This is a genomic window from Novosphingobium sp. FG90 (assembly GCF_057808725.1).
Genome location: NZ_JBMDIO010000003.1, coordinates 249,962 through 266,931 on the forward strand (window position 1 = coordinate 249,962; position 16,970 = coordinate 266,931).

At 63.4% G+C, this 16,970-nt stretch carries 21 protein-coding genes and 1 tRNA gene; 3 read left to right on the forward strand and 19 right to left on the reverse strand.

What is annotated here, in order from left to right:
- Nucleotides 1-38: 38 nt before the first annotated feature.
- From ACODRZ_RS04480 to ACODRZ_RS04510, 7 genes are all read right to left on the reverse strand, one after another.
- Nucleotides 39-1,400: a M48 family metalloprotease gene (locus ACODRZ_RS04480; protein ID WP_488969658.1), complete on the reverse strand. Its 1,362-nt coding sequence runs from the start codon at nt 1,398-1,400 to the stop codon at nt 39-41.
- Between the two features lie 176 nt (nt 1,401-1,576).
- Nucleotides 1,577-2,911, reverse strand: a complete 1,335-nt coding sequence (locus tag ACODRZ_RS04485; protein WP_488969659.1) for a PAS domain-containing protein — start codon at nt 2,909-2,911, stop codon at nt 1,577-1,579.
- A gap of 79 nt (nt 2,912-2,990) precedes the next feature.
- Entirely contained in the window at nt 2,991-4,292 is a 1,302-nt protein-coding gene (locus tag ACODRZ_RS04490; protein ID WP_488969660.1) for an MFS transporter, read from the reverse strand.
- 40 nt (nt 4,293-4,332) lie between these two features.
- Nucleotides 4,333-4,731: a DUF2141 domain-containing protein gene (locus ACODRZ_RS04495; RefSeq protein ID WP_488969661.1), complete on the reverse strand. Its 399-nt coding sequence runs from the start codon at nt 4,729-4,731 to the stop codon at nt 4,333-4,335.
- An 11-nt stretch (nt 4,732-4,742) separates the two neighbouring features.
- Entirely contained in the window at nt 4,743-5,483 is a 741-nt protein-coding gene (locus tag ACODRZ_RS04500) for a sterol desaturase family protein (protein ID WP_488969662.1), read from the reverse strand.
- Nucleotides 5,484-5,787: 304 nt separating this feature from the next.
- The gene (locus ACODRZ_RS04505) at nt 5,788-7,251 is read right to left on the reverse strand and encodes a DEAD/DEAH box helicase (protein ID WP_488969663.1); all 1,464 of its coding nucleotides are present in this window, start codon (nt 7,249-7,251) and stop codon (nt 5,788-5,790) included.
- A 471-nt stretch (nt 7,252-7,722) separates the two neighbouring features.
- Complete coding sequence (locus ACODRZ_RS04510; protein ID WP_488969664.1) at nt 7,723-8,220, reverse strand: MmcB family DNA repair protein; 498 nt, start codon at nt 8,218-8,220, stop codon at nt 7,723-7,725.
- Nucleotides 8,221-8,322: 102 nt separating this feature from the next.
- Here ACODRZ_RS04510 and ACODRZ_RS04515 point away from each other — a divergent pair.
- Nucleotides 8,323-8,399 (forward strand) — tRNA-Arg (locus ACODRZ_RS04515).
- Nucleotides 8,400-8,531: 132 nt separating this feature from the next.
- Here the strand turns inward: ACODRZ_RS04515 and ACODRZ_RS04520 are convergent.
- The gene (locus tag ACODRZ_RS04520) at nt 8,532-8,783 is read right to left on the reverse strand and encodes a helix-turn-helix domain-containing protein (protein ID WP_488969665.1); all 252 of its coding nucleotides are present in this window, start codon (nt 8,781-8,783) and stop codon (nt 8,532-8,534) included.
- Nucleotides 8,784-9,270: 487 nt separating this feature from the next.
- Here ACODRZ_RS04520 and ACODRZ_RS04525 point away from each other — a divergent pair, with 487 nt between their 5' ends.
- On the forward strand, nt 9,271-9,486 hold the full coding sequence (locus ACODRZ_RS04525) for a hypothetical protein (RefSeq protein WP_488969666.1): 216 nt from the start codon (nt 9,271-9,273) through the stop codon (nt 9,484-9,486).
- 262 nt (nt 9,487-9,748) lie between these two features.
- Here ACODRZ_RS04525 and ACODRZ_RS04530 read toward each other — a convergent pair whose 3' ends face one another.
- The 10 genes from ACODRZ_RS04530 to ACODRZ_RS04575 all read right to left on the reverse strand — a co-directional run bounded on the left by ACODRZ_RS04530 (nt 9,749) and on the right by ACODRZ_RS04575 (nt 15,303).
- Complete coding sequence (locus ACODRZ_RS04530; protein WP_488969667.1) at nt 9,749-11,095, reverse strand: deoxyguanosinetriphosphate triphosphohydrolase family protein; 1,347 nt, start codon at nt 11,093-11,095, stop codon at nt 9,749-9,751.
- A gap of 36 nt (nt 11,096-11,131) precedes the next feature.
- Nucleotides 11,132-11,353 carry a hypothetical protein gene (locus tag ACODRZ_RS04535; RefSeq protein ID WP_488969668.1) on the reverse strand — a complete coding sequence of 74 codons (222 nt, stop codon included), beginning with the start codon at nt 11,351-11,353 and terminating at the stop codon, nt 11,132-11,134.
- A gap of 431 nt (nt 11,354-11,784) precedes the next feature.
- Nucleotides 11,785-12,333, reverse strand: a complete 549-nt coding sequence (locus ACODRZ_RS04540) for a hypothetical protein (RefSeq protein WP_488969669.1) — start codon at nt 12,331-12,333, stop codon at nt 11,785-11,787.
- 23 nt (nt 12,334-12,356) lie between these two features.
- A complete protein-coding gene (locus ACODRZ_RS04545) occupies nt 12,357-13,037 on the reverse strand; it encodes a hypothetical protein (RefSeq protein WP_488969670.1) in 681 nt (226 codons plus the stop codon).
- 2 nt (nt 13,038-13,039) lie between these two features.
- Nucleotides 13,040-13,525 carry a hypothetical protein gene (locus tag ACODRZ_RS04550; RefSeq protein ID WP_488969671.1) on the reverse strand — a complete coding sequence of 162 codons (486 nt, stop codon included), beginning with the start codon at nt 13,523-13,525 and terminating at the stop codon, nt 13,040-13,042.
- On the reverse strand, nt 13,522-13,809 hold the full coding sequence (locus tag ACODRZ_RS04555; protein WP_488969672.1) for a hypothetical protein: 288 nt from the start codon (nt 13,807-13,809) through the stop codon (nt 13,522-13,524). The genes ACODRZ_RS04550 and ACODRZ_RS04555 overlap by 4 nt, the downstream gene beginning before the upstream one ends.
- A gap of 86 nt (nt 13,810-13,895) precedes the next feature.
- On the reverse strand, nt 13,896-14,150 hold the full coding sequence (locus tag ACODRZ_RS04560; RefSeq protein ID WP_232493627.1) for a hypothetical protein: 255 nt from the start codon (nt 14,148-14,150) through the stop codon (nt 13,896-13,898).
- A 2-nt stretch (nt 14,151-14,152) separates the two neighbouring features.
- A complete protein-coding gene (locus tag ACODRZ_RS04565) occupies nt 14,153-14,377 on the reverse strand; it encodes a hypothetical protein (protein ID WP_488969673.1) in 225 nt (74 codons plus the stop codon).
- Between the two features lie 255 nt (nt 14,378-14,632).
- Nucleotides 14,633-15,076, reverse strand: a complete 444-nt coding sequence (locus ACODRZ_RS04570; RefSeq protein ID WP_488969674.1) for a hypothetical protein — start codon at nt 15,074-15,076, stop codon at nt 14,633-14,635.
- Nucleotides 15,073-15,303 (reverse strand): hypothetical protein, encoded by a 231-nt coding sequence (locus ACODRZ_RS04575; protein ID WP_488969675.1) that lies wholly within the window; start codon nt 15,301-15,303, stop codon nt 15,073-15,075. The genes ACODRZ_RS04570 and ACODRZ_RS04575 overlap by 4 nt, the downstream gene beginning before the upstream one ends.
- 341 nt (nt 15,304-15,644) lie before the next feature.
- Between ACODRZ_RS04575 and ACODRZ_RS04580 the strand changes: the two genes are divergently transcribed.
- Nucleotides 15,645-16,292: a YoaK family protein gene (locus ACODRZ_RS04580; RefSeq protein WP_488969676.1), complete on the forward strand. Its 648-nt coding sequence runs from the start codon at nt 15,645-15,647 to the stop codon at nt 16,290-16,292.
- A 33-nt stretch (nt 16,293-16,325) separates the two neighbouring features.
- Here ACODRZ_RS04580 and ACODRZ_RS04585 read toward each other — a convergent pair whose 3' ends face one another.
- On the reverse strand, nt 16,326-16,811 hold the full coding sequence (locus ACODRZ_RS04585) for a hypothetical protein (protein WP_488969677.1): 486 nt from the start codon (nt 16,809-16,811) through the stop codon (nt 16,326-16,328).
- Between the last annotated feature and the right edge of the window lie 159 nt (nt 16,812-16,970).

Here is a 16,970-nt window from a genome sequence, read left to right on the forward strand (position 1 = left end):
TGATAAATACCTGTCTTGATTGACGTTTTGCGGACGCTTTAGCGCCGCTTCTTGTCGCGTTCCAGTTCGGCACGCGCCTGCATCTCGATGTCCTGCGCGCGGATCCAGTCGGGCGAGCCTTGCGGGAGGCCCGCTTCCGCCGCCTGTGCGCTGCGCAGGGCTTCCTCCATGCGGCCGGAGAGCACCTGCTGCTCGGCGCTGGCGAGGTAGGCGCGGGGCATGTCGCCATTGGCGGCGTAGATCATGCCCAGCTGATACCAGGTAAAGGGGTTCTCCCGGTCGCGCGCGGCGGCGGTCTTGAGGACTTCCTGTGCTTCCTTGTAGTTCGCCGGGTCCTCGGTGGCCATCAGGGCGTGGCCGAAGAGGGTGGCGATCAGCGGGGTGTTGCCGGAAATCGTGTTGGCCTTGCGCAGCATCGGCAGGGCCTCGGCAGGCTTGCCCGCCTCGAGCAGGATCTGGCCGTCGAGTTCGAGGAAATAGGGATCGTTCGGATCGGTGGCGATCAGCGCCTCGGTCTCGGCGCGGGCCTCGGCGAACTTCGATTCGCGATGGAAGGCATAGGCGCGGGCGTAACGGGCGGGGACCGAGTTGTCGGTCATCGGGTACTTGCGCAGCACCTGATAGGGCTCGGCCAGGAAGCCGAACAGCTTGGCCTTGGCGCGCAGGAAGCGCTTCTGCAGGGCCGCGTCGTCCGGTTTCTGCCAGGCGGCGTCCTTTTCGTAGGTGTCCTTGAGGGTGGCGATACGATCGCCGGTCAGGGGGTGACTGGAGTAGAACTCGTCCCCGTCCTTGGGCCGGTAGCCGTAGCGGAACTCCATGTTCTGGAGCTTCTCGAAGAAGGCGATCGAGCCGCGCCCGCTGATCCCGGCCTTCGACAGATACTGCGCGCCCGCCGCGTCGGCCGAGGCTTCCTGCGAGCGGTTATAGGCGAGATACTTGCCCATCGCCGCCTGCTGCCCGGCCATGATGACGCCCATCGCCGCCTCGCCGCCGCCCGCCGCCGCCGCCGCCGCGCCGAGCAGGAGCGAGAGCAGCGAGATATTGGTCGCGCCCTTGCCGCCCATGTTGAGCACCGCATGGCCGCCGGTCACGTGGCCGAGTTCGTGGGCGACGACGCCCTGCACTTCGGCGGCGGTGTCCGCTTCATCGATGAGGCCGGAATTGACGTAGACCGCTTGCCCGCCCGCGACGAAGGCGTTGACCGAGGAATCGTTGACGAGGACGATGTCGACGTCGCCCGGACGCAAGCCGGAGGCCTTGACCAGCGGCGCGGCCATGTCGCGCAGCAGCGCTTCGGTTTCGGCATCGCGCAGGATCGACTGGGCGGAGGCGGGAGCGGCGCAGGCCCCGAGCAGCGCGGGAATCGCGAACAGCAGGGCAGGTAGTCGCAGCTTGGGCATCGGCTCTCTTGGGGACCCCGGGGGCTTAACCGGCGATGAAGCCGCATGCATGCACGGTTGGGGTGGAGGTGTCGAGGCCCACGCCTCTTTCGCCACCCGCGAGCGCAGCGAAGCAATCCAGCGCGGCGTAGTGTTGCCCTGGGTTGCTTCGCTGCGCTCGCAATGACGAGGGTGGTTCAGCCCAGCAGCCGCCTTGCCGCGCGCTGCAGCAGCGCTTCGTCGTCGCTGACTTCGCCGACCAGCACGACCTCGCCACCCGGCAGCCGCCGCGCGATGAGCACCGTAAACTCCTCGCCGTTCGCATCGAGGTCCGCCAGCGGCCGCGCCTCGATCGCGCGCAGTTCGCTGGCGAGGCGTTCTCGAGCATTGGCGGGCACGGTCCCCGCTTCCTCGCGGCGCAGGCGGCGTTCCTCGCGCACCAGCGCCTTTACGCCGCCGGGCGTCGCCGCGAGATGCGCGGAGAGCGTGCCGACCGTGAGGCCGATCCGTCCGGCATGGGCGATGACGGTGGCGAACTCGGTGAGGCGGGTCTTGTCGTAGTCGGTGCCGAACACAAGCTTGACCAGCGGCAGCAAGGGCGCGCGCTCCTGCGCTTTCAGCCCCGCGTCCTCGATCAGTTCGGCGAGATCTTCCGGGGCGTCCTGCGCGGCCAGCGCGAAGTCGTGGGCACGGCCGATGGCGTCGTAGAGCGCCTGATGCGAGCGTTCCTCGCTGCGCCGGGCCAGCAGCGCCAGTTCGCGCGCGGAGGCCAGCCAGTCGGCAAGGCCCATCGCGTGATCGACGAAGGAGGTCGGCTCGGCGTCGAAGGAGAAGCCGGGGCTCGGCAGCTCCATCGGGGTATAGGCATCGATCGCGGGAAGCGAGAAGTCGCCACTGCCGAAATCCGCAGGTCCATCCGCCCAGTCGGTCAGCGGCTCGGGCGCGCGCAGCATCGCGGGGCGGCTTTCCTCGTCGTCGGCCTCGTTCGGCTGGCGGCGGGGAGGCAGCGGCTCGGCGCTCTCCTTCCAGTTGATCACGCCGTAGATGTAATCGATCCGCTGCCCGTCGCGCGAAAAGGGCATGAGGATGCCGCGATAGAGCACCGTCATGCCCTGCGGGTTGACGTACTCGGCCTCGAACCCGATCGGCGCCTCATTGGCGAGGATCTGCATGTAGTGGTCGGTGATGCGCGAGAGCAGCGAGCCGCTGGGCACATCGGCAAGGCGACGGATCGTCCCTTGCGCGTCGCACTCCTGCACCAGCATCGCGCCGACATAGGCGATGGCGGGGTCTTCTATCCCGTCCGTGAAGTCGAGCAGGACGCTGCGCGGGCCGAAATCGGGCAAGTTGGCGGGATCGAGATCGGCGATGTCGGGGAAGGTCTTCTCCCCCAGCAGGCTCGCCCAGAAATTGTAGGCCCGCACCTGCATGCGGCGCTCGTCGTTGCCCGGCTTGGCGACCGGCGCGGCAGTGCCGGGGTCTTCCCCTTCGCAATCGCCTTCATCCGAAAACTCGCCGCGCAAACTGTCCATGTCGAATCCCGACTCGCCCCTGTAGAGGGCCGGTTCTGGCGCAACTTGGTGTAATAAGGATTAAGTTGCGCCCGTGGCGTCACCCTTGCTTGAGCACGCCCTCGCCCGGCTTGGGCAGCGGGGCGATCACGCGCAAGGCCACGAAGGAGATGATCAGGAAGATCGATCCGGCATGCAGCGCGAAGGGCAGGTCCTTCCAGTCGGCCAGCGCCCCCCATGTCCATGCTCCCAGCGCCATGCCGCCGAAAGTCACCGCCTGATAGATCGACAGGCACCGGCCGAGGATCGCGTCAGGCGATCGCAGCTGCACCGCCGTGTTGAGCGTCGTCAGGATCATCACCCAGGCCATGCCCGATACGAAGGCGGCGGGCAGGGCGTAGGCGATGCGGTCCACCTCGGCGATCAGCGAGAGCGAGAAGACGAACATCGCCGCGCCTAGCGCAAGGATGCCCTCCAGCCCGATCCTGCGGCGGATCGGCCCGGTCAGCGGCGCGGCGGTGATCGAGCCGATGCCGAACAGGCCCAGCATCAACCCATAATCCAGTTCGTCGCCATGGATCGGACCGTTCACCACGGTCGGCAGCAGCGACTGGTAGGCGGCAAGGCTGAAGCCGAGCGCGAAGCAGCGCGTCAGGATGCGGCGTATCTGCGGGTTGGTGGCGCAGTAGCGGATGCCGACGCCGACGGCGGGCAGGATCGGACGGCGCTCGATCTGCCGCGGCGGCGGCCTCCACCACAGCAGCACGCCGATCAGGCCCACATAGCTGACCGCGTTGAAGGCGAAGGCGAACGACACGTCCCACAGCGAGATCAGCACCCCGCCCAGCGCCGGGCCGACCGAGCGGGCGATGTTGAACGAGATCGAATTGAGCGCGATCGCCTGCGGCAATTCGTGCGGCTCCACCTGCTGGCGCACCGAAGCCTGCCACGCCGGGGAGTTCAGCGCCGTGCCGATGCCCACGCTCAGCGTGAAGGCGAGCAGCAGGAACGGCGTCAGCATGTGCGCGTAGGCCATCGCCGCCAGCGCGGCCGAGACCACCAGCATCCCCACTTGCGCGGTCAGCATGACGAGGCGGCGGTCGTAGTTGTCGGCGATGGCGCCCGCGAAGACGCCGAACAGCATGATGGGCACCGTCGCCGATGCCTGCACCAGCGCGACGAGCTGGTGCGAGGTGGTCAGCTCGGTCATCATCCATGCCGCCGCGACGCCCTGCAGCGTGCCGCCGAGGTTCGAGAACAGGTTGGCGGTCCAGATCGCGCGGAACACCGGATAGCGGAACGGCGAGAACGCGCCCGTCGGCGGAGGCGGCACGAGGTCCGCCGTTGCCATCTCGACCGTCTTTTCGACGGCCTCCTCGATCCTGTCCTCTTCCCGTCTCACGCCTCAGGGGTAAGGCGCGGGACTGGCGGGGGCAAGTCGATCAGAGCAGATATCGCATCCGGATCGCCAGGCGGACAGGTTCGCCGCCCACGTCGAACGCCGCCTGCGCGAATTTGGGCGGCCCCATGCGCACCGGCGCGTCGCGCGAAAAGCCATAGCCTTCGCGCGGGATCATCAGCCGGGTGTCGAGCTTGCCGTTGCCGTTCTCGTCGTGGATCAGCGACACCGCATAGCGACCCTGCGGCACTGCGCCGAAGTCCAGATGGAGGTCGTGTCCCGCCGTGACCGTCAGCTTGCGGGCCAGGGGGTCCTTCGCGCAATCGGGGAAGGCATCGGGCCGCGTGGTCAGGCAGGCAAGCACCTGCCCCTTCGCCGAACGCATGTCCGTCACCGAAACCGACACGTCCGTGTTCTGCGGCGCCGTCGCCCCGGCCAGCACTACGACCAGGCCTAGGGTCGCGAGAACGCCTGCGACAGCCCGGCATCGGTGCCGCATAGATGGTCCCAGTGGCGGAAATAAAGACCGTAGTTGCATCGATAGCTTTCATGGTGCCGCTGGTGATGGCTGGCGGTGATGAGCCAGCGCCCGAGCGGCGAATGAACGAGGGCACGAGGAAACATCTCCCAGCCCATGTGATTGGTGATGCCCATCACCGTCATGATCGTCAGCACCACGCCCAGCGCGCCGACGTGGATCGGCACCAGCAGAACGAGCGCCGGTATCACCACCGCCCCGGTCAGCGCCTCGACCGGATGGAAGCTCATCGCCGCCCACGCCGTAGGCGGGCGGCTGGCGTGGTGGACGGCATGGGCGATGCGGAATACCCGTGGCCGGTGCATCCAGCGATGGGTCCAATAGAACCACGTGTCGTGGAGCAAAAGGTAGACGAGCACCGAAACGGGCAGCCACCAGAGCGGCCGGTCGTGCACATCAGTATAGATGCGCGTCCAGCCATGCTCGCGCCAGCCCCATGCGACAACGCCTGAGGGAATGCCGTAGATCGCGGCCGAGGCGAGCGACCATGCGATCTCGCCGCGGATCTGGCGGTCCAGGCCCTTGTAATGGCCGGGCCGTACTCGCGCGGTGATCCAGGCGAACAGGCCGGACGTGAGGAGATAACGGACGCCCACGATAGCCGTCATGGCAAAGGCGGAAACAAACACCGCAACAAGGGGAGCGTCGAGCGCCATGGGCGCGGGGAGTATGCCCTCAGAAGGGGAAGGGGAAGATAAAAAGAGAAAACCCGGGGCCAAAGGCCCCAGACCCCCATACTGTCGAAGTCCCGCGCGCAGCTTCGCAGTGCTGCCCATTGCCGCCCCCACATCGTCATTGCGAGCGAAGCGAAGCAACCCAGGGCAGCATTACGCCGTCCTGGGTTGCTTCGCTTCGCTCGCAATGACGAAACGTCGCGTTGAGCGCGCTACGTAGCTGCGCGAACAACGACGACAGTAACGGGGTCTGGGGCAATGGCCCCAGATTCCCTTTACTTCATTCTTAGCCTGCGCGCTTAACGGCACCCTTGTGCGCACCCATGCCCTTGGGGCCGCGCGGACGGAAGCGACGCTTGCGCTCACCGCCCTCGCCTTCGCCGCCTTCACGGCGATCGCCGCGCGGTGCGTCGGAGCGGTTACGCTCGCCCTGCGGCCGATCACCACGCTGGCCGTCGCGGCGCGGCTGGCCGCCACGACCGCCGCCGTTACCGCTGCGCTGTCCGCCGCCCTGACCGCGACCGCCGCCCTGAGGCTGTTCGACCTTGCGCGAGGGCGCGGGCAGGCGCGCGGCCTGGTTCATGAAGTCTTCCGGCAGCGCCAGCGGGTCGAGCTTCACGCGGGTCAGGCGTTCGATGTCGCGGATGTAGGGCTTTTCGTCCGGCGCGACGTAGCTGATGGCGACGCCGGTGGCGCCGGCGCGCGCGGTGCGGCCGATGCGGTGGACGTACTGTTCGGCGACGTTCGGGATCTCGAAGTTGTAGACGTGCGAAACGCCCGAGACGTCGATGCCGCGCGCGGCGATGTCGGTGGCAACGAGGACGCGCACGGTGCCCTGGCGGAAGCCGCCGAGGGCGGCGGTGCGCTGGGCCTGGCTCTTGTTGCCGTGGATCGCGGCGGCCGGGATACCGGCGGCGACGAGGTGGCGCACCACGCGGTCGGCGCCGTGCTTGGTGCGGGTGAACACCAGAGCGCGGTCGATGGCGCCGTGCGATGCCTTCTCCTCGGCGTCAGGCGCAAGGCCCGCGCGCAGCGAGAGGGTCAGCAGCGCCTGCTTTTCGGCTTGGTTGATGTGGGTGGCGAACTGTTCGACGCGCTCGGCGGTGGTCGACTGCGGCGCCACTTCGATCTTGACCGGGTCGTTGATGAACTGGCGGCCGAGGTCGGCGATCGCCTGCGGCATGGTGGCCGAGAAGAACAGGCTCTGGCGCGACTTGGGCAGCAGCGCGGCGACGCGCTTGAGTGGCACGATGAAGCCGAGGTCCATCATCTGGTCGGCTTCGTCGAGCACGAAGATCTCGACGTGGCGCAGCGTCAGCGCGCGCTGGTCGATCAGGTCGAGCAGGCGGCCAGGGGTGGCGACGAGGATGTCGACGCCGCGCTCCAGCGCGCGGGCCTGCTTGCCCACGGGCACGCCGCCGAAGATGCACTGGACCGTCAGGTTCAGGAACTTCGCGTAGCCGCGCATGTTCTCGGCGATCTGCGCGGCGAGTTCGCGGGTGGGCGAGAGGACCAGCATGCGGCATCCGGCGTTCTGGCGCGGCTTGGGATCCTGCGCCAGACGGTGCAGCGAAGGCAGCGAGAACGCGGCGGTCTTGCCGGTGCCGGTCTGCGCGATGCCGAGTAGGTCACGGCCTTCGAGCAGCGAGGGGATCGCCTTGCGCTGGATCGGCGAGGGATCGGTGTAGCCCTTGGCGGTCAGAGCGCGGAGAATCGGCTCGGCGAGGCCAAGTTCGGAGAAATAGGACATGCGTCACTTTCAAAAGTGCGGGGCGCGCAAGGCTTTTGAAAAAAAGGCGCGCGCACAGCGAGGTGTCGTTGTGGCGACCCTGCGTGAGGAAGGAAGCTAGTTGGTCGCAACCGCCAGTCCGGGCCGGTCTTGGCTTGATGCCGCGACCTCACGCTGCCCTCGGATTGCGGCGGGGTGGACCCCGCACGCCGGTTGCTGGCGGGTCACTTAGTGTGAATTACGGCAAAGCGCAAGAAAATTGCGGATAAGTTGAAGACGTGCCCACCCCGCTGCGGCTTGGCATTTCCGGACCAGAGTTCGCTCCCCTCTTCTCCTTCGTCACCCTGAACTTGTTTCAGGGTCCATCTCGCCTCAAGCCCGGTGGTTTGCCCCAGCAAACCGGGAGCGCCGTTGGTGGCACCAGCTCTCCGGAACAACTGCCCGATGGACCCTGAAACAAGTTCAGGGTGACGAAGAAAGGGACGGGTATCGCTACCCTTCATTCCCCCACTGCAGCGTATGCGGATCGCCCAGCGTCACCAGCCGTCGCAGCGAGGCGCGCGCCAGGCGCTCCGTCTCCACCTTGCGCCGGGCGGCGGCCAGCTGGCGCAGCGGCGCGGGGCGCAGGATTTCCGCGTCGTAGCCATCGGCCACGATCACGCCGCAACTGTCGGGCAGGAACGCCTCGCTCTCAAGCGGGCTGCGGTCCAGCAAAGGAGAGAGCCCCCAGTAGAACCGGTCGCAGTAGTCGAGATAGTCGGTCCACTTGCCGTCGCCGAGCAGGTCCGTGCGCGCCACCTTGATCTCGACGATGATGACGTGCCCCTTGGCGTCGATCCCCATGAGATCGGCCCGCCGCCCACAGCGCAGCGGCATTTCCGGCATGCACCAGATGCCGTTGCGGGCGAACAGCCGGGCGATCCCGCGAGCCACTGCCATGGCGGTATACCCATGCGAAGGGGCGAGGGAGAGCGAATCAACTTCGGCCATATCCGCCATCATAGGAACATATAGGGAACTTACAAGTCATCGCATGAGACGCGAATTTGGCGCTGGAAACCCCCGTCGCCGTCTGCTAACCGCGCTGGCACTGCACCCGTAGCTCAGCTGGATAGAGCGCTGCCCTCCGAAGGCAGAGGCCACAGGTTCGAATCCTGTCGGGTGCACCATCTTTCGCCATTCAAGCGACTGATTTAAAATAGAAATCAGCGCTTGCCGCAAAATCAATACCCCCATTCGTTCCCTCATTTTGACTGGGCTATGAGCGAATGGCAGCGGTCCCGCGCGCGAGCAGGCAGACATCACAACAGATCAAGCTGCGACGGGGGCACGTAGGGCGCAGGCAGAATTGTAGGCGCCACAAGCTGCCTCAGGCTGTCGACATGCACCAAGCGCCGTCTGCCGAGCTTTACGGTTGAGATCGTCCCGTCTGCGACCAGTTCATAGAATCGCGTCCGGCCAATACCGATCATAGCGAGGGCTTCGTCCACAGTGACGGTTAACACCTCGACGCGGCGAACGAACCGACGCGGAGTATGCGGTGAACTATTCACTTACAACCTCCTAGCAGGGAGGCTGGCGGGCCTTACGCAAAGCAACATTTACGCTAGTAAAATGTCTCTATGTAGTCAAGTTACATTGAGTATTGTGAGAAATACTCAATGAGTGCCGAAAACTCAATGAGTGTCGTTCAATTGTCTAATTTAAAAAGGTAATTTGACAAAAACTCAATGAGTTTCACGTTGAGTGTTGCGGAGTTTTAATTTTATTATTATTTAATGCGTTAAAATAGAACAATAATCCCGCAACGGCGTTGCGTAGGGTGTGCGTCTACAAAGCGATTTCTCCCGTAGAGATGGAGATCAATCGACAATCTCCCGTCCGGCATTGGTGCCCGATTCGCCGAGGAGGAGATCAGCCGCGATCCGGCTAGACAAAGCGCGTGGTGCGATAGTTCCGACGGAGGGGGTGACGGTGGGGGCTGTGATTAGGTAGTTGGCGCGCTCGGGCTGGATCCGTCCCAGCGCCTGGAGAACGAAGATGACTGCCGAGAATTTAAGCCCCGAGCATGAACGGAACGCCGCGATCTATGTCGCGGTGATCGACGGGGCAACCTTCGGCCAGCTCGCCGAGCGGTACGGCATCAGCAAGGTCCGGGTGCAGAAGGCTTACGCTCGCGAGCGGACAAACGCTTGGGAGGCTCGCAGGCAGGGTGAGACCAGTTACCTTGGCCGGCCGATTCCGAAGGACGTTTGATCAACACCTTAGGGCATGGCGACAAGCGGGGATAGCGCATGCACTTATCAGCGTCGCCCTGGCTCGGTAGGTGATCGTCCAGCGTTCATGGTCAGGCTCACGAGAACAGTCGTCGCTTCGACGCATACACAGCTTGGAGGCGGTCTTTGTCGAGCGATGGGCTCGACATAACGCAAAATCCCGATGACCGACGTGTTGTGCAGCACTCCGGTAAGAGCAGGGATAGCCGGAAGGCATTGCCGCTTCCGGTCAAACACTCAATTCAACGGACGATAGGATCGAGAACCAGCCCGCTTGCCGTACCCATCAGACGGCCATGGAGTTGGTAGGCTTCATTTTCCGTCAGAGAGGCGACACAATCAGCGGCCAGGCGGGCCGGCTTCTCATCTGGATTGTCTTCCCATATGTAACGCAGCCTCGCGGGCAGCACCTTCAAATTGCCGCTCTTGCCTTGCTCTAGGAATATCCCAAAGAGTTCTCGCACAATCCGCTTTTGCCCGAACTGTTGGGCATGAAGGGCGGGCAAGCCAATAACGTAGCGGCGGGCGAAGTACTTCAATACGCGGACTTCTTCTGCCGCCCAGTCAGCGATAGCGACTGCGGGGCCGGTAGTATCCTTACTAAGCGTCACTGCCCGAACATAATGACCAATAAGCAGCGACGAGAAATTGCGGAGCTGGCGCCGCTGCTCCCGCGTACCAGTGTAGGTTTCGTTGGCGACGGTGGGAAACGGGATGAGCTTCCTCGTCACACGATCGAGGGCCGCGCTTACCCGACGCGGTGCGTCCGCAGGATATTGAGGGTCCCGCTTCCAATCCTTTAGGACGCCTTGAATAAGCCCTTCACGCGCTTCGCTGGATACGATCTCCCGCCATGGGATAATGCCCACCCGGTGAAAATCCTCGAGATCATGAACGGAATACGAAATGTCGTCCGCCCAGTCCATGAGTTCTGCTTCGGCGGTCTTAAACTCGCCATGGCAGTGTTCTCGGGCCCAACGAAATTCCCGCTCATCAGATGCGTAGGCCGACCACTTCGACCTTTTTTTATCGTGGCCGTGGTCGCGCAGCCATGGATACTTGAGCGTCGCCGCGAGCGTGGCGCGCGTGAGATCCAAGCCCGGATTATCCTTGCTGTACCGAACGGCTAGCTTGGTTAGGATGCGAAAGGTTTGAGCATTTCCCTCATAACCGTCGTCCGCAGCATCCTCGGGCAGACCACCAGCCTTTGTCGGGTTGCGGACAAGGTCATCAAGCTCCATCTCGGCCGCATGTCCAAACGGAGGATGCCCCAAGTCGTGCGCTAGGCAGGCAGCCTCGACGACCTCCGGATGGAGCCCGTGCAAAGCAGCCTCGACCGGTTGCTCACGAATGCGATGTTCCGCCAAGCGTCGCCCGATTTGGGCAACCTTGTACGTGTGCTGCTGGCGGGTGTGAAATATGTCCAATTCACCGGCGCGAACGATCTGGGTGATGCCCGCTAGCCGGTGAAATGCCGAACAATACAAAATGCGATCGCGGTCACGCTCGAACGGCGTTCGCTGATCTTCGCCAGAAGCTGTTTCGTCACTGAAACACCGGCTAACACGTGCCGCATCCAGCGACGACACCCCCCCAGCAGTCACCTAATACCCCCCGTCGGTACTTTATGCGGCGTTTGCCAGCTCAGGCATCAAGGAAATGACCATTCCTTCGCCAGTGAGCGAAATTTTACCGCGCTCAATGGCGCGCTGCAGTGCTTCGATCACGTCAGGCAACTGATATTTGACCGTCAGCGTGTCGATCAACTTCTGCGGGTCAACGCCGTCGTCGCCTGCTTCGCGGATCGTCGCGAGAATCTCTGTGTCTTGCGGGTCCTTATCTGCCATGGTTGCTCTCCACCTGGTTAGACCTCTCCGGTTTCGCGTAATGTCGTCATCTATATAGTAACGAACAATGCGCGCGTTCGGTGCCAGCGGACGCCAGCGAGCGCTCACTCTCTCATTTCCACATATTCTGTCAAATCCGGCCGCTCTCACGCCGCCAGTGCGATCCGCACTTTTTGCCCGTCAAACGCCGTAGGACGCATCGATACGTTTTTGACGCCGTGATTCACGAAAAAAATTCTTCACGTCGTACGATGCATCCGGCGCGCATTTTGAGCGCATTTAAAGCGCACCTGTATCGCGCTCGTTGGTGTAGCGACAAAAACGCCCATTTAAACCTGCGTCACCCGGGACGTTCGGCAGGAGTTGCTTGTGATTGTATCAGTCGCACGGCCGACCATGTCGGCTCATAGCGTATCTGTGCACGACGTAGCTTATTCCACCAACATCGCCTGCAACAGCGCCTGCGCCATCTCCGGCAGCGGCACAGGTACGCTGGTGCTCACATACCCAACATTCCATGCCCGCCGCTGGCCGAACCGCTCGATCCAATGCCGCCCATTGTGCCGCCAGGCGCGCTGGAGCAGCACGACCGGCAGAAGGTAGCATCGGCGCGACGGCGCGAAGGCGTAGGCGATGAAGTCGCACGCCAAGGGCTTCTGTACCCAGCCGGGCTTGCGCCGCTCCTCGTCGCTCCACTGCTCCAAGAGGATGTCGGGCCAGTCAGCCGCTCGCACCTTCTCGTCGATGGTGTAGGTCCGTCCGCAGGCCAAGGTGATGACGCGATCGATACCGCCGCGCTGTGCCCAGCCGTCGTCGCGCACCGAGACGGCGGAGATCATGGTCGGGAACGCCTTGCGGTACAGTTCGACCCACCAGCCTGCGTCGGCCTGCTCGTTCGACATGGCGAGGCTGGTCGCAAAGTCATGAACCTGCGGGACACGCGCCGAAACGCCCTGATCCACCGGGGACCAGGGCGCCATCGGCAGCAGATGCTGCGTTTCGCTCAGTGGAGGCCTCGCTTTCGGGTGCTGGCTGGCCTCTCACCTAGTCCGAGCCATCCGTTATCGGTGCGCCACCCAACCATTCTTAGGATGCGCCTGATTTGCTGGTCTGACCGGAGCCGCTTGCGCATGTCGAAATAGGCTCGCCCTGCGCGCATGCACTCGGCGGCCTCTTCCGGTGATCCCTCAAGGAAGGGGCGGGGCACACCGAGACCTTCGGTCACCTCACCTTCCGGCGTGACGAGTATGCGTCCTCCGTTCCTGACGTAATCGCGAACGGCGATGGTGGTTGCACGAGGATCTGTCGCGCGCTCATCCCAAACAAGACCAGCCATCTGTAGATTGCGGATGAGCAGATCCCGCCGGTCATCGACTGCCTTGAGATCTTCACGCAGGAAATGAAACCAGCGGTTCCGGTGCCGAGCTTGTGCATCGCAAGGGAAGCCGATGCTGACATGCTGTTCGCCCATCTTATCGATGTGCAGCGTCAGGGACGCGCCGATCTCATCGACGTAAGCCTGCCACTGAGTGACGTAAGCCACGCTATCGTCATTCAGTTCCGCGAGGTGATCCAGCATCGTCTCGACAGCCATGACGCTGCGCAAATCCGGACCATCAAACTGATCGCCCCACGGCGCCAAGATCGGCTCGTCTGTCGCTGCCACATGTGTTGGAAGTCCCATGCTCAGCACTCCCCTGCGAAGGTGTTCGGGGAATAGATGCCGATCACCGGGCCGAGCAGAAGGTCGCCCGCAGCCCACCGATGGATCGGACCCTCGGGACTGGCATAGCGCCGCTTTCCGCCAATCACTTTCGACCGAAGCGTGAGGTACTCCCAATTGCCGTTTGTCGGTGCGACACGGCTAGGCCGGACATAGACCACCTCGCGCGACACAATTCTCCGGCTGTCTGGATGCGGGGAGCAGGCGACCGGGCGCTGATGCTCGATGCAGTAGAAGCCGGATGGCAGATCCATCGGCGTCTCTTCACGATAGACGGCGACCTCGCCTTTGCGCAGCAGAACACCGCCCTCCTCTAGAATGGGGACGACGCCATGCCCATCTGCGATGCTCGTGATGATCTTCAGCCGGGCGCCATGATGCTCCATCTCGGCGGCTATCATGTCATGGAGGGTACGACGACCCTCAGGAACCAAGACATCTGTGTTCATGTCAGTTCTCCTTCACCCGCAGGGCGCCGGGGATCGGGCCACACCGGGCACTGCGAAGGTATCAGCTCGCCTGAGAATGCGACGATCCGGTAGGCGACGATGTTGTGCTTCCAACTGGTGGCACGCCCGGTCCAGAAGCTCTCATGCCAGAACTTGGCGTATTCGGCGTCGCGGCCGGTCAACACGAGACCGCCTCGCATCCACGTTTCGACGAGCGTCATTGGATGGAACGGGAAGGGCTGCCCTACAGGATGGACGATCCACCCGTCAGGCCGGATACGCACTCTCGGTTTGCCGCGGCGACGCGGCACCCAAAGCTCTGGCTGCTCGCCCTTCCGGTCGAACAGACAACGGAGGAAGCGGGGCGCCTTCACACGCCTTCCTCCTGATCGCCGCCCCAATACAGCCGCCCGTGGCGATAGACGGGAGCACAGCCGTCATCGCCAGCGAGGCAGACATCCTCCTCAGGCTCCAGATCGTGGTCGCCGTCCCGGTGGTCCAGTTCGTCGATCAGTCGCTCGATCACGTCCTCCAGTTCACCTCGCGAAAGCAGTGGGATCGACTGAGACAGCAAGCCAAGCGGCAGCGGGCGCAGACCCGCCGTGGTGATGGTCAGAAGCGCCATGGTCAGCCCTCCACCATCGCAGCCGAGCGGAGGTGCTCGGCGAGTTGCTGACGATCGGCGTTCGACAGGCCGACGACCATGGCGAACGTCTCCGCGCGATCGACATGACCGTACGTGCCGGGTGCGGGCCAGAGGTGAAGGTGGTCGTCGGCTAGGACGTAGGCGCCTCCTGCCTCCTTGAAGCGGGCCATCCAGACGGCGGCGTCGAATGCGAGTTGGGTCGCCATGTCACGCCCTCCCCATTCTGCTGGAGCCGCATGAGCGCGCTAGCTCTTGCTCCCACCACTCAAGCCGCCCAGGGGCGATGGCGCATTCCATGTAGCATTTGGCGCATTCCCACGCGCACTGAGCAGCGTTCAGAATAATGCCGCCGTCTTTTGCTCGCTCGTAAGGCCGGTTTGCTATCCGCGCAGACCATTTCTCGATCATTGCCATTGCGTGCAGCGGGTAGCTGAAGCCTGTGTTTTCAGGGGACGTTGCCATTACACCGCCTCCCCGGACAAAGCGCTGAGGTTGCGGATCGAAGTGAGCGCGGCGACAGCCATCCGCTCGTTCCAATCCAGGTCTTCGGACTGCGCCAGGAAGTGATTGAGATCTCGACGCCGGATGGCATCATCGTCGGCAGCGGTCCCGCCCACGGTATGGTGGAATGCAACCCATAGTTGGATTTCCGCCCCTTCGGGAGTCATCGCAACAGCATCGCAGATGGTCTGCTCGGCGTGGTCGATTTCAGCCCATATGGCATCGCCTTGGGGGCCTTCAGCGGCCATCCGATCGAGGTTGTGGTAGCGATCATATGCCGAACTTCGATCGGACCATGCCGCAAGAATTTGGGCATCGCCATCACGGGCCCGTGCGCTTGAAGGAAGGAAGGCTGTCGCTATAGGCGCCGACATCGCGGCGATTAGCAGCTTGCGCCGGTTCATCGCACCACCTCCATTCCCGTATGGTTGGCGCGCTCACGACGTTCCTTGTCGCGGAACTTGGCCTCACTCCAGCCTAATTGGAAAAGAGCGTTCCATGCTTCGACATGGGCGGGATTGAAGGGGTCGAAAGGTGCGACGCCAGCCGCATAGGCCGGAATGACGGTGCGCTGCCGGAAAGGCACGACGTTGCTATCGGCGGTATCCGCCGGTACTCGGGCTTTAGCCATAACGATCTCCACAGGATCATTTGTTGGTTAGAGCCGGGCTGGAAGTTGGCGCTTCCGACCGGCTCGCATTCGTGTTATCTCAAAATCAGCATGTCGTCAAATAGTGATAACACTAAATCGCGCGGACGCCCAAAGACCACCGGGAAGGGTGAGTTGATCGGTGTGCGGCTGCTGGGGGAAATCCTCCAACCGTTAGATAAGTGGATCGGTGAACAGCCCGATCCCAAGCCTTCCCGACCAGAAGCGATCCGCCGCTTGGTCAAGAGGGCTCTCGGGATCGATTGACCGAACCCAGCGGATGCGGGTTAGCACTATCGTGATGGTCGATCAGGAGCCCTTTGATGATCGCCTATGAGAAGCGGTTCTGGGTGTTGGCGGCGATGCTCGCGGCCTTGGCTGGCTTCGTTGACGCGATCGGGTTCATCAGCCTCGGCGGCTTTTTCGTATCGTTCATGAGCGGCAATTCAACGCGCGTGGCGGTCGGCCTGGTTCGGGATACACCGGCAGCATTCGTTGCGGGATCTCTGGTCTTGTCGTTCGTCTTGGGCGTTATCGCAGGAACGTGCGTCGCCTCCCGCGCCACCCGGCACCGAAAACCGGCCGTGCTGACGCTCGTGACCGGGCTTCTTACCGTCGCCGCATCGTTGAGCGAAGTGACTTCCCACCTGCCGGTCGCGATGGTCCTAGCGGCGGCTATGGGCGCAGAGAATGCCGTGTTCCAGCGCAACGGCGAAGTGTCGATCGGTGTGACCTACATGACCGGTGCGTTGGTCAAGCTGGGCCAGCATGTCGCCGCAGCTCTTATGGGCGGTCCGAGGTGGAATTGGGCGCCTTACCTGATCTTGTGGACGTCATTGGTCTGCGGGGCTTCCTTGGGTGCCTTCGCCTTCATACGGGCCGGTAACGTCGCGATCTGGATGGCGGTTTTCGCAGCTGGATCAATGGCGGTGTATGCCGCAATGGCGGGACCATCGAAGCGAGCGCCATAGGGCTGCCGGCCTGCGCGCGACCACCCCAAGGCCTCAGTAGGCATCCTCAGGGAATTTGAGGCACTCCGCGACCCGCTCGACGATCGGAGCATACTTGGCTGCAAGGCTCTCGGGATAGCGAATCCTCATGGCGATCAGCCGGCCTCCGACCCTGACGGCCTTCGTATAGAGGGCTTGGTCAACCCGCGTCCCGGCTACGACAAACCAGTTCTCGCCCCGCGCGATCAGGGCAACATGGGTGAGTCTTTCCTGCTCTATCCGGACAGGCTCGGCCAGCGTCTCGCGGGTGTAGTCGATGCTCCCGGCGATCAGCTGTGCGCTGTCTCCCGATTCCAACGCGATCGCGTGACCCGTGTCCGACACCCTGCGCTCCGTAAAAACGTCGGCCGGGTAGCAGATCGAGAAAGGGAAAGGTTCGCTCTGCCAGACCGCCCATTGGTCAGCATCGGCTACGGCTGGCAGTGGACCTGCCGATAGGGCCAGCAAGAGCGGCGACATCACTCGAAACAGTGAGTTCACGGATCGATCTCCAGTATCCGGACATGGCATTCGAGCAGTCTCGCCCGGTCGCCGAGTTTATGCCCGGGTCGTTGTGAAGGTGCCCAACTTTTCGTGACCAACGCAACAACGGCCAACTCGCGCGTCGCAAAAGAATTCGCAAACCGACCGTTCGCGAAC